12 protein-coding genes and 2 tRNA genes are annotated in these 11,451 nt (G+C 68.2%); all 14 read left to right on the plus strand.

Annotated features, from left to right (window positions below; translation table 11 throughout):
- Positions 1 to 13 precede the first annotated feature (13 nt).
- The 14 genes from AB0877_RS29500 (at position 14) to AB0877_RS29565 (ending at position 11,313) form a co-directional block, all read left to right on the plus strand.
- Positions 14 to 86: transfer RNA gene (locus tag AB0877_RS29500), tRNA-Met, on the plus strand.
- Between the two features lie 132 nt (positions 87 to 218).
- Positions 219 to 386 carry a 50S ribosomal protein L33 gene (gene rpmG, locus AB0877_RS29505; protein WP_007073056.1) on the plus strand — a complete coding sequence of 56 codons (168 nt, stop codon included), beginning with the start codon at positions 219 to 221 and terminating at the stop codon, positions 384 to 386.
- A 126-nt stretch (positions 387 to 512) separates the two neighbouring features.
- Entirely contained in the window at positions 513 to 959 is a 447-nt protein-coding gene (locus AB0877_RS29510) for a MaoC family dehydratase N-terminal domain-containing protein (RefSeq protein WP_091402433.1), read from the plus strand.
- Between the two features lies 1 nt (position 960).
- Positions 961 to 1,353: a MaoC family dehydratase gene (locus AB0877_RS29515; protein WP_366612817.1), complete on the plus strand. Its 393-nt coding sequence runs from the start codon at positions 961 to 963 to the stop codon at positions 1,351 to 1,353.
- Between the two features lie 129 nt (positions 1,354 to 1,482).
- A tRNA-Trp gene (locus tag AB0877_RS29520) sits at positions 1,483 to 1,555 on the plus strand.
- A gap of 212 nt (positions 1,556 to 1,767) precedes the next feature.
- Positions 1,768 to 2,157: a preprotein translocase subunit SecE gene (gene secE, locus AB0877_RS29525; RefSeq protein WP_366612823.1), complete on the plus strand. Its 390-nt coding sequence runs from the start codon at positions 1,768 to 1,770 to the stop codon at positions 2,155 to 2,157.
- A gap of 38 nt (positions 2,158 to 2,195) precedes the next feature.
- On the plus strand, positions 2,196 to 2,918 hold the full coding sequence (nusG, locus tag AB0877_RS29530) for a transcription termination/antitermination protein NusG (protein WP_366612818.1): 723 nt from the start codon (positions 2,196 to 2,198) through the stop codon (positions 2,916 to 2,918).
- Positions 2,919 to 3,104: 186 nt separating this feature from the next.
- Complete coding sequence (gene rplK, locus AB0877_RS29535; RefSeq protein ID WP_124820953.1) at positions 3,105 to 3,536, plus strand: 50S ribosomal protein L11; 432 nt, start codon at positions 3,105 to 3,107, stop codon at positions 3,534 to 3,536.
- 78 nt (positions 3,537 to 3,614) lie between these two features.
- A complete protein-coding gene (rplA, locus tag AB0877_RS29540) occupies positions 3,615 to 4,331 on the plus strand; it encodes a 50S ribosomal protein L1 (RefSeq protein ID WP_130404749.1) in 717 nt (238 codons plus the stop codon).
- An 80-nt stretch (positions 4,332 to 4,411) separates the two neighbouring features.
- Entirely contained in the window at positions 4,412 to 5,302 is an 891-nt protein-coding gene (locus tag AB0877_RS29545; RefSeq protein WP_366612819.1) for an ATP-binding cassette domain-containing protein, read from the plus strand.
- Positions 5,299 to 5,988 (plus strand): hypothetical protein, encoded by a 690-nt coding sequence (locus AB0877_RS29550; RefSeq protein WP_366612820.1) that lies wholly within the window; start codon positions 5,299 to 5,301, stop codon positions 5,986 to 5,988. The genes AB0877_RS29545 and AB0877_RS29550 overlap by 4 nt, the downstream gene beginning before the upstream one ends.
- Before the next feature lie 333 nt (positions 5,989 to 6,321).
- Positions 6,322 to 6,867 carry a 50S ribosomal protein L10 gene (gene rplJ, locus AB0877_RS29555; protein WP_112584808.1) on the plus strand — a complete coding sequence of 182 codons (546 nt, stop codon included), beginning with the start codon at positions 6,322 to 6,324 and terminating at the stop codon, positions 6,865 to 6,867.
- Between the two features lie 55 nt (positions 6,868 to 6,922).
- Positions 6,923 to 7,312, plus strand: a complete 390-nt coding sequence (rplL, locus tag AB0877_RS29560) for a 50S ribosomal protein L7/L12 (protein ID WP_357208428.1) — start codon at positions 6,923 to 6,925, stop codon at positions 7,310 to 7,312.
- Between the two features lie 569 nt (positions 7,313 to 7,881).
- On the plus strand, positions 7,882 to 11,313 hold the full coding sequence (locus AB0877_RS29565) for a DNA-directed RNA polymerase subunit beta (protein ID WP_145778892.1): 3,432 nt from the start codon (positions 7,882 to 7,884) through the stop codon (positions 11,311 to 11,313).
- Positions 11,314 to 11,451: the final 138 nt, after the last annotated feature.

Raw genomic sequence — 11,451 nt, forward strand, 5'->3', positions numbered from 1 at the left:
CTGGACCCATCGCAGCGGTGTAGCTCAGATGGTAGAGCAAGCGGCTCATAATCGCTGTGTCGCCGGTTCAAGTCCGGCCACCGCTACTCTCGTCTTCCGGGCTCGTTGCCGGTGGTCGTAAGAATGGGCGCTTCTGGCGCCCACTTTGCATGTCCGCGCTGTCAGCGTCTAGGCTGGCGCGTCGTAGTTGTTTCCGTTAGCGAGGAAGGCACTCCGCCGTGGCGAAGGCTACCGATGTCCGGCCGAAGATCACTTTGGCGTGTGTGGAGTGCAAGGAGCGCAACTACATCACGCGCAAGAACCGGCGCAACGACCCCGACCGCATCGAGCTGAAGAAGTTCTGCCCGCGTGACGGTCGGCACACGGTCCACCGCGAGACCCGCTGACTGCTGGCCGGCCCCGCGGCCGGCCGTTGTCGAAGCTTTCCGATCGCCGATCTGACCGGTTTGGTGCGGCTCCGCCGCCGCCTACCGATCAGGTCGGCGATTGGGCTTTCCGTGTAGGTTCGCGGCATGCCTCTGGACCCTTCCTTCGTCGGCCGGACGTATCCGCCGACCGCCCCCTACCAGGTGGGCCGAGAAAAGATCCGCGAGTTCGCCAGCGCCATCGGCGCCACCGACCCGGCCCACCACGACCCGGAGGCCGCGCGGGCGTTGGGCCACCCTGACGTGGTGGCCCCGCCGACCTTTCCGGTGATCGTGACGATGGCCGCGAGCAGCCAGATCATCGAGGACCCGGCCCTGGGTGTCGACTACAGCCGCCTGGTGCACGGTGACCAGCGGTTCGCGTACACCCGGCCGGTGGTCGCCGGCGACGAGCTGGTCTGCACCAACACCATCGAGGACGTCAGCACCAGGGGTGGGCACGGGTTCCTGACCACGCGCACCGACGTGAGCACCGTCGGCGGGGAACCCGTGGTCGCGGTGTGGGCCAGGTATGTCATTCGCGGGGAGGCGTGACATGGAGCTGCCAGCACAGACGTTTCGGGTGACCCGCGCGGACCTGGTCCGCTACGCCGGCGCCTCGGGCGACTTCAACCCGATCCACTGGAGCGAGCGGGTCGCCACCAAGGTGGGCCTGCCCGGGGTGATCGCCCACGGCATGTTCACCATGGCCCTGGTCGGGCGTGCGGTCACCGAGTGGGCCGGGTCGCCGGACGCGGTGGTCGAGTACGGCGTGCGTTTCACCAGGCCGGTGGTGGTCCCCGACGATGACCAGGGGACCGAGATCGAGGTGACGGCGCGGGTCCGTGAGGTGACCGAGGACGGTCTCACCCGGCTCGAGGTCACCGCCACCTGCCTGGGTGAGAAGGTGCTGTCCCAGGCGCGGGCAACCATCCGGACGGCAGGTTGAACCGAGCCCGCCACGCGTGGCGGAGAGACCGGTTGGGAAAGTCGGGCGGCTACCCGTACACTGGTCCGCCGTGGGGCAAGTGACCCCTGCTCGGTCGTCTGTGGCCGCGTGGGGCGAGTGTTGCCACATAGGGGTGTAGCTCAATTGGCAGAGCAGCGGTCTCCAAAACCGCAGGCTGCAGGTTCAAGTCCTGTCACCCCTGCGCCTCAGGCCTGACCGTTCCCGTGGGCCGCGCCGCCACCTGGCGGCGTCCGGCCCGTGGTGGTGGCATCGGCGGGGTGGCTCCGAGGCAATCGGGGCCCTCCGGTGATCCACCGGCCGCGGCCCGTCGCGGGACGGTTGGGTCCGGCCGGCGTGACCAGCGCCGCGTACGCCACTCGGCGTGCGACCCCAGATTCCGCGACGGAGGGCGAAGTGGCCGACAACAAGCGGCGCGACGACGACGGCGACGATCGTCTGGACGACGAGATCGTCGACGACGTGGCCGACGACGACGCCTCCGGCGCGGACGAGCCGGTTTCCCGGGGAGGCACCGCCACGCGGTCCCGTGCCCGGGCGGAGTCGGCGGACAGCGTGCCGACCACGCGTTCGGAAAAGGGTCGGGTGGGCGTCTTCGGCCGCATCGCCCGGTTCTTCCGCGAGGTCGTAGCTGAACTGCGTAAGGTCATCTGGCCGACCCGCAAGGAGTTGCTGACCTACACCGCCGTGGTGGTGGCGTTCGTCGCGGTGATGCTGACGATCGTGGGTGTGCTGGACTTCGGCTTCGCCAAGGTCGTGTTGTTTGTCTTTGGCAACTCGGACTGACCGGCTGCCTCCAGCCATAGTGACGGAAGTGAGCGAGCGTGCCTGAGTACGACGAGACCGCCGGACCGGTGGACGATCAGTCCACGGTCGCGACGGCGGCTGGTGACGAGTCGGTCGAGGCCGCCAGCGAGCCGGAGTTCCCTACGACCGAGCCCGCACCGGACGAGGACTACGACCCCGTCGCGGAGCTGAGGCAGAAGCTTCGCTACGCACCGGGTGACTGGTACGTGGTGCACTCGTACGCCGGCTACGAGAACAAGGTCAAGACCAACCTCGAGACCCGGATCACGAGCCTCGACATGGAGGACTTCATCTACCAGGTCGAGGTGCCGACCCGGGAAGAGGTCGAGGTCAAGAACGGTAAGCGTTCGCAGATCCAGGCCAAGGTCTTCCCGGGTTACATCCTGGTCCGGATGGAGCTGACCGCCGAGTCCTACTCGTGTGTCCGGAACACCCCGGGTGTGACCGGCTTCGTCGGCGCGACCGACCGGGCCGACCGGCCCGCTCCGCTCTCGCTCGACGAGGTGCTGAAGTGGCTGGCGCCGGCCGTCGAGACCGAGCAGAAGAAGGCGAAGCCCGAGATCAAGGTCCTCGACTTCGAGGTGGGCGATTCCGTCACCGTCACCGACGGCGCGTTCGCGTCGCTGCCGGCCACGATCAGCGAGATCAACGCCGACCAGCAGAAGCTCAAGGTGCTGGTGTCGATCTTCGGTCGTGAGACTCCGGTGGAGCTCAACTTCAACCAGGTCGCCAAGATCTGATTGGTCGTCGGCGGCGGGCCCGGCCCGCCGCCGACGTCGGCGTACGCGCTCTCGCTCGACCTCGGCGGACGAGTGGGCTGCGGCCTGCGCTACTCTTGAATGTCGCCGCTGTCGCACCGCGCTGACCGTGCGCGCCCGAGGGCGGCGACAGCCGCATTTTCCCAGCTCCAAGCCCCAGGAAGTGACATGCCTCCGAAGAAGAAGCTCGTCAAGACGTTCACGCTTCAGTTGCCGGCGGGCCAGGCCACGCCGGCGCCGCCGGTCGGCCCCGCGCTGGGCCAGCACGGCGTGAACATCATGGAGTTCTGCAAGTCCTACAACGCGCAGACCGAGTCTCAGCGGGGCGACATCGTCCCCGCCGAGATCAGCGTGTACGAGGACCGGTCCTTCACGTTCGTGCTGAAGACCCCGCCCGCCGCCCGGCTGCTGATCAAGGCCGCTGGGGTGCAGAAGGGTTCGGGTGTTCCGCAGTCCGAGAAGGTCGGCTCGGTCAGCCGCGCCCAGCTGCGTGAGATCGCCGAGAAGAAGATGGCCGACCTGAACGCCAACGACATCGCCCAGGCCGAGAAGATCATCGCCGGCACCGCCCGGTCGATGGGCATCACCGTCAACGACTGACGTCGGTCCCGACCTTCGTTCCGACCGTGGGAGGGCTCGCGCCGAGCGGCCCGCCAGAGACCACAGGAGTAATCAGCAATGCAGCGCAGCAAGAGCTACCGCAAGGCCGCCGACGTCATCGACCGGTCGAAGCTCTACACCCCCACCGAGGCCGTGAAACTGGCCAAGGAGACCACCAACGTCAAGTTCGACGCCACGGTCGAGGTCGCCATGCGCCTCGGCGTCGACCCCCGCAAGGCGGACCAGATGGTCCGCGGCACGGTCAACCTGCCGCACGGCACCGGTAAGACCGCCCGCGTGATCGTGTTCGCCAGCGGCGCGAAGGCCGAAGAGGCCGCCGCCGCGGGTGCGGACGAGGTGGGCACCGATGAGCTGGTCGCCCGCATCCAGGGTGGTTGGCTCGACTTCGACGCGGCGATCGCCACGCCGGACCAGATGGCCAAGATCGGCCGGATCGCGCGGATCCTGGGCCCGCGCGGTCTCATGCCGAACCCGAAGACCGGCACGGTGACCATGGACGTCACCAAGGCGGTGCAGGACATCAAGGGCGGCAAGATCACCTTCCGGGTGGACAAGCACTCCAACCTGCACCTGATCATCGGCAAGGCCTCCTTCACCGAGGGCCAGCTGGTGGACAACTACGCCGCGGTGCTCGACGAGGTGCTGCGTGCCAAGCCGTCCGCGGCCAAGGGCAAGTACCTCCGCAAGGTCATCCTGACCACCACGATGGGCCCGGGCGTTCCGGTCGACCCGAACCTGGTGAAGAACCTTCGGGAGGACCAGGCCGACGCCTGAGTCGACAGTTCGCTCCGCCGGGGCGCCGCCACGACCGTGGCGGCGCCCCGGCGCGTTCGAGGTGTGGCAGGCTCGACGCCATGCGGCTGGAGAACGTCTGGTTGCGGTACCACCGGCGGGGGCCGTGGGTGCTGCACGGCATCGACGTGCGGATCGGTCCCGGCGAGGTGGCGATCGTGTTGGGTCGCAACGGGGTGGGCAAGTCGACACTGCTCCAGGTGGCCGCAGGGGTCCTCCGCCCGGGTCGGGGCCGGGTCACCGACCGGCCGGCGCGGGTGGGCTGGGTGCCGGAGCGTTTCCCCGCAGACCAACCGTTCACGGTGACCCGCTATCTGACCGGCATGGCCCGGGTGGCGGGGCTGGACCGGGCCGCGGCCGACGAGGCGGTGAGCTCCTGGACGGACCGGCTCGGGCTGTCCGCCTTCCGCTCGGTCCGGTTGCCGGAGCTGTCCAAGGGCACCGCGCAGAAGGTCGGTCTCGCTCAGGCGCTGCTGCGCCCACCGGGCCTGCTGGTGCTCGACGAGCCGTGGGAGGGGCTGGACGCCGCCACCCGTGAGCTGGTGCCCGAGCTGATCGCCGAGGTGCTGGCCGCCGACGGGTCCGTCCTGGTCAGCGACCATCGCGGCGAGACGGTCCGGCTTCCGGCCGCGCGCCGCTGGTTGGTGGCCGACGGCTCGCTCTCCGAGGAGACGTCGTCGACGGACGAGACGATCGCGGTGGTCGAGGTCGCGGTGCCGGCCGCGCGGGTCGCCGGGACCGTCGCCCGGTTGCGCGCCGAGGGCCATCAGGTGCTGCGGGTACGCTCCGACGCCTCGACCGCGGCGTCCCAGGCCCTGCCGGTCGAGCCGCCCCGGTCGGCCGGTGCCGCCCGACCCGCCGAGCCGTCGCCCGGGATGGCCGGGGAGCCGGCAGCGGGGCGGCCGGAGGCCACCGACGCCACCGTCGAGTCGGCAGTGGGGGAGACCCGGTGATCGCCCTGGTCCGGATGCGGTTGGCTGGTTTTCTGCGGACCGGCCGGGCGTTGGCGCCGTTGCTCGCCGGCCTGATCACGCTCGGCACCCTCTACGGCGGTGGCCGGGCTCAGCCGGCGGAGGCGTACGGGGTCTCCGCGGTGGTGCTCTTTCCGGTGCTCGCCTGGCAGACCAAGATCCTTCTGGACGTCGAGCCGGACGTGCAGCGTCGGCTGGCGCAGGTGACGGTCGGGGTGGCCCGGGAGCGGTTGGCCGGACTGCTCGCCGCGGCGGTGGCGGCGCTGGTGACGGTGGCCGTCGCGCTGCTCTTTCCGTGGCTGGTCGGCGGGGTGTCCGGCCCGGTCGACCCGGGGGACCGGTCGATTCCGGTCGGGCTGGCGCTGGGGTTGTGGGCGCACGCGCTGGTCGTACCCGCTGCGGTTGCTCTCGGGGCGCTGGCCAGCCGGGCGTCGGTGGGCGGCGCCGGGTACGGCGTCGCGGTGCTGGCCCTCGGCGGGGTCGGCGCTGTGGTGTTCGGCCTGACCGGCTCGGTGGCCCCCTGGCTGGCACCGCCGATCATGGCGGCCGCTCGCACCACGGCCGGCGACGCCGCCGCACTGACCCTGCTGGGGCTGAGCGGCTGGGCGCTGGCGTGGAGCGCCGCGGTCGTCGGCGGTTACCTGTGGCGTCGGCGGGCCCAGGGCTGACCCGTCGGTGACCCAGCTCACCAGGGGCGATTTGGCGCTGGTGAGCTGGGCGCGTACTCTTCACACCGTCATCCGTGTTCTCATGGATGAGGAACCACCCAGAGACCGCTGGTCATCGTGCTTCGGCACGGTCGAAGGTCCCGCGACAACGGGCGACCCGCGTAGGGCGGCAAGCGTAATTCGGCAGTGAGCATGGTCCGCCGACCGTGACGATCCGCCGGCCCTCGCCCCGTGCGCCCTGCGCCGGGGCTTTTTCGTTGTCGCGCTGCCTCCGCCCCCGTTCCGGCTTCGGCCGAGACGGGGACCAGCCTCGAGTAACGAGAGAGGAGGGACATGGCGGACAAGCCGATCCGGGCCGACAAGGCCACGGCCGTCGCTGAGCTGACCGAGAGCTTCCGCAGCTCGGGCGCCACCGTGCTGACCGAGTACCGCGGTCTGACGGTTTCCCAGCTCACCCAGCTTCGGCGCTCGCTCGGCGCCGACACCAGCTACACGGTCGCGAAGAACACGCTGGCCAAGCGTGCTGCGACGGACGCGGGCATCACCGGCCTCGACGAGCTGTTCACCGGTCCTACCGCGCTGACTTTCGTTTCGGGCGACGTCGTCGAGGCGGCGAAGGGGCTTCGCGACTTCGCGAAGGCCAACCCGAAGCTCGTCATCAAGGGCGGTGTCTTCGAGGGCAAGGCCATCACCGCGGCCGAGGTCACGAAGCTTGCCGACCTGGAGTCCCGCGAGGTGCTGCTGGCCAAGCTGGCCGGCGCGATGAAGGGCAACCTGAGCAAGGCCGCGGCCCTGTTCCAGGCCCCGCTGTCGAAGACCGCCCGTCTGGCGGCTGCACTGCAGGACAAGCGCGAGAAGGAGGGCGCCGAGGCGGCCTGAGGCCCCCACGGCGCACCAGTTCTTTACTTAACAGAACCAGGAAAGGACGCCAGACATGGCGAAGCTCAGCACCGACGAGCTGCTCGACGCGTTCAAGGAGATGACGCTGATCGAGCTCTCTGAGTTCGTGAAGCAGTTCGAGACGACCTTCGAGGTCACCGCTGCCGCCCCGGTCGCGATCGCGGGCCCGGGTGGCGGTGGCGGCGGCGCTGCTGCCGAGGCCGAGCCGGAGCAGGACGAGTTCGACGTCATCCTCGAGGCTGACGGCGGCAAGAAGATCCAGGTCATCAAGGTCGTGCGTGAGCTGACCGGCCTGGGCCTCAAGGAGGCCAAGGACGCGGTCGAGTCCGCGCCGAAGGCCATCCTGGAGAAGGTCAACAAGGAGACCGCCGACAAGGCGAAGGCCAAGCTCGAGGGTGAGGGCGCCAAGGTCACCCTCAAGTGACCTGACGTTCCACCAACGCGTACCCGGCTCGTGAGCTGGGACACCATCGCGTCGCGGCGGGCGGTGATCCGACACGGATCACCGCCCGCCGTTTTGGTGGATCTGGCGGCGACCGGTCCTGAGCTGGGCTCGGACCATGGGTACGCTTGACCCGAACGAGCGTGGCGGGTCGTCCTCCAGTGGGAAACAGGGGGCATCCCGGATACCGGCCCTTGACGCGGCCCGGGGCCGCCAGGCACGCTGACACCAGCAAGACACCGCGCTTGCGACGGCCACGACGTGGGTATGACAGCGGCGGCACCATCGGTCGCTGCGACCCGAGCGGCCCAGTGGGGAGTTGCGTTCTGAGCGGCCCGGCAGACCCCGGTTGACGGGGGCCGAGGTGCGCTCCGCAAACAACCTGCGGGGTGGGCTGGACAGCGGTTAGCCTCTCGGCTACACTGCTAGTTTGCGCTGCCTTCCGACTTGACCCCTGCTCGGAAATGTCCGTTTACGGATATTTCTGGTGGGGTCATTGGAGTGCACGCGTACCAGCCGTTCTGCAGCACCGGTCCTCGGAAGGACGCATCTTGGCAGCTTCCCGCCCTGCGAAGACCAGTCGTACGTCGAGCGCATTCGCTCCCCGCCGAGTTTCATTCGGCAGGATCACCGAACACCTCGAGGTCCCCAACCTCCTTGCCATTCAGAACGAGTCCTTCGACTGGCTCGTCGGCAACGAGGCTTGGCAGGGCCGGTCGGCGGACGACCCGCACGCACGATCGGGTCTCGCGGAGATCCTTGAAGAGATCAGTCCCATTGAGGACTTCTCCGGCACCATGTCGCTCTCCTTCTCAGCGCCGCGCTTCGACGAGGTCAAGGCCTCGATCGAGGAGTGCAAGGAGAAGGACCTGACCTACTGCGCTCCGCTCTTCGTGACCGCGGAGTTCACCAACAACACCACTGGCGAGATCAAGAGCCAGACGGTGTTCATGGGTGACTTCCCGATGATGACGCCCAAGGGCACCTTCGTCATCAACGGCACCGAGCGCGTCGTGGTCAGCCAGCTCGTCCGGTCTCCGGGCGTGTACTTCGACAAGCAGCCGGACAAGACCTCCGACCGCGACCTCTCCAGCGTCAAGGTCATCCCGAGTCGGGGTGCCTGGCTGGAGTTCGACATCGATAAGCGCGACACGGTCGGTGTACGTATCGACCGTAAGCGTCGGCAGGCCGTCACCGTCCTGCTCAAGGCCATCGGATGGTCGGCCGAGCGCATTCGTGAGAAGTTCGGCTGGTCCGAGCTGATGATGACCACGCTCGAGAAGGACCACATCGCCGGCGCCGACGAGGCTCTGCTCGACATCTACCGCAAGCTGCGCCCTGGCGAGCCGCCGACGCGCGAGAACGCCCAGACCCTGCTCGACAACCTCTTCTTCAACCCGAAGAGGTACGACGTCGCCAAGGTCGGGCGCTACAAGTTCAACAAGAAGCTGGAAGTCGACGTGCCGATCACCACCGGCACGCTGACCGAGGACGACATCGTCGCCACCGTGGAATACCTCTGCCGGCTGCACGCCGGTGAGGAGGGCTACGAGGCCGACGACATCGACCACTTCGGCAACCGTCGCCTCCGTACCGTGGGTGAGCTGATCCAGAACCAGGTTCGGGTCGGCCTGTCCCGGATGGAGCGGGTCGTCCGCGAGCGGATGACCACGCAGGACGTCGAGGCGATCACCCCGCAGACCCTGATCAACATCCGCCCGGTGGTGGCGGCGATCAAGGAGTTCTTCGGGACGTCCCAGCTGTCCCAGTTCATGGACCAGACCAACCCGCTGGCGGGCCTGACCCACCGGCGTCGGCTGAGCGCGCTCGGCCCGGGTGGTCTGTCCCGGGAGCGGGCCGGCTTCGAGGTCCGCGACGTGCACCCGTCCCACTACGGCCGGATGTGCCCGATCGAGACGCCGGAAGGCCCGAACATCGGCCTGATCGGCGCGCTGTCCACCTTCGCCCGGGTCAACCCGTTCGGCTTCATCGAGACGCCGTACCGGAAGGTCGTCGAGGGTCGGGTCACCGACCAGATCGACTACCTGACCGCGGACGAGGAGGACCGGTTCGTCAAGGCCCAGGCCAACGCGCGCCTGAAGGCTGACGGCACGTTCGCCGAGGACCGGGTGCTCTGCCGTCGTAAGGGCGGCGAGACCGAGGACGTCGTCCCCGGCGCCGTCGACTACATGGACGTCTCGCCCCGGCAGATGACCTCGGTCGCGACCGCCATGATCCCGTTCCTCGAGCACGACGACGCCAACCGGGCACTGATGGGCGCGAACATGCAGCGCCAGGCGGTGCCGCTGGTCAAGGCCGAGGCGCCGCTGGTCGGCACGGGCATGGAGTACCGGGCCGCCGTCGACGCTGGCGACGTGGTGGTCGCCGAGGTCGGCGGTGTGATCGAGGACCTCTGCGCCGACTACGTCACCATCCACCAGGATGACGGCCACCGCCGGACGTACCTGCTGCACAAGTTCCGCCGCTCCAACGCCGGCTCCTGCGTCAACCAGAAGCCGGTCGTCTTCGAGGGCGACCGCGTCGAGGCCGGTCAGGTCATCGCCGACGGTCCGTGCACCGACGAGGGCGAGATGGCACTAGGACGCAACCTGCTGGTGGCGTTCATGTGCTGGGAGGGTCACAACTACGAGGACGCGATCATCCTGTCGCAGCGCCTCGTGCAGCAGGACGTGCTCACCTCGATCCACATCGAGGAGCACGAGGTCGACGCCCGGGACACCAAGCTCGGTCCGGAGGAGATCACCCGCGACATCCCGAACGTCAGCGAGGAAATGCTCGCCGACCTCGACGAGCGCGGCATCATCCGGATCGGCGCCGAGGTCGTCCCCGGTGACATCCTGGTCGGCAAGGTCACGCCCAAGGGTGAGACCGAGCTGACCCCGGAGGAGCGCCTGCTCCGCGCGATCTTCGGTGAGAAGGCGCGTGAGGTTCGGGACACCTCGCTGAAGGTGCCGCACGGCGAGACCGGCACGGTCATCGGTGTGCGCACGTTCTCCCGCGAGGACGGCGACGAGTTGCCGCCGGGTGTCAACGAGCTGGTCCGGGTCTACGTCGCCCAGAAGCGCAAGATCCAGGACGGCGACAAGCTCGCCGGCCGGCACGGCAACAAGGGCGTCATCTCGAAGATCCTGCCGGTCGAGGACATGCCGTTCCTCGAGGACGGCACCCCGGTCGACATCGTGCTCAACCCGCTCGGTGTGCCGAGCCGGATGAACATCGGCCAGGTGCTGGAGACCCACCTCGGTTGGGTCGCCAAGACCGGTTGGAAGGTCGAGGGCGACGACGCCGAGTGGAAGCGCCAGCTCCGCTCGATCGACGCGCACGAGTCCGAGGGCGACACCAACGTGGCCACCCCGGTCTTCGACGGTGCCCGCGAAGAGGAGATCTCCGGTCTGCTCGAGTCGACCCTGCCCAACCGGGACGGCAAGCAGCTGATCGGTCGTACCGGCAAGGCGCAGCTCTTCGACGGTCGTTCCGGTGAGCCTCTGCCGGACCCGATCGCGGTCGGCTACGTCTACATCCTGAAGCTCAACCACCTGGTCGACGACAAGATCCACGCTCGCTCGACCGGCCCGTACTCGATGATCACGCAGCAGCCGCTGGGTGGTAAGGCGCAGTTCGGTGGTCAGCGTTTCGGTGAGATGGAGTGCTGGGCGATGCAGGCGTACGGCGCTGCCTACGCCCTGCAGGAGCTGCTCACGATCAAGTCCGACGACGTGCTCGGCCGGGTGAAGGTCTACGAGGCCATCGTCAAGGGCGAGAACATCCCGGAGCCGGGCATCCCGGAGTCGTTCAAGGTGCTGCTCAAGGAGCTGCAGTCGCTGTGCCTCAACGTTGAGGTGCTCTCCAGCGACGGTGTGGCCCTGGAAATGCGCGAGACCGACGACGAGGTGTTCCGGGCCGCTGAGGAGCTGGGCATCGACCTGTCCCGGCGCGAGCCGAGCTCGGTCGAAGAGGTCTGAGGTGAGCGGTCGGGGGGGGGGGGGGGGGGGGCCCCCCCCCCCCCCCACCACAAAAAAAAAAAAAAAAAAAAAAAAAAAAAAAGAAAAAAAAAAAAAAAAAAAAAAAAAAAAAAAAAAAAAAAAAAAAAAAAAAAAAAA

This window comes from Micromonospora sp. NPDC047644 (genome assembly GCF_040704315.1).
In the GTDB taxonomy this organism is placed as follows: domain Bacteria; phylum Actinomycetota; class Actinomycetes; order Mycobacteriales; family Micromonosporaceae; genus Micromonospora.

What these genes read in the sequence shown, in the direction of transcription:
- AB0877_RS29515 (WP_366612817.1), top strand. Translation starts at nt 961, where the DNA reads ATGGAGCTGCCAGCACAGACGTTTCGGGTGACCCGCGCGGACCTGGTC.
- rplK (WP_124820953.1), top strand. Translation starts at nt 3,105, where the DNA reads ATGCCTCCGAAGAAGAAGCTCGTCAAGACGTTCACGCTTCAGTTGCCG.
- AB0877_RS29545 (WP_366612819.1), top strand. Translation starts at nt 4,412, where the DNA reads ATGCGGCTGGAGAACGTCTGGTTGCGGTACCACCGGCGGGGGCCGTGG.
- AB0877_RS29510 (WP_091402433.1), top strand. Translation starts at nt 513, where the DNA reads ATGCCTCTGGACCCTTCCTTCGTCGGCCGGACGTATCCGCCGACCGCC.
- rplL (WP_357208428.1), top strand. Translation starts at nt 6,923, where the DNA reads ATGGCGAAGCTCAGCACCGACGAGCTGCTCGACGCGTTCAAGGAGATG.
- rplJ (WP_112584808.1), top strand. Translation starts at nt 6,322, where the DNA reads ATGGCGGACAAGCCGATCCGGGCCGACAAGGCCACGGCCGTCGCTGAG.
- rplA (WP_130404749.1), top strand. Translation starts at nt 3,615, where the DNA reads ATGCAGCGCAGCAAGAGCTACCGCAAGGCCGCCGACGTCATCGACCGG.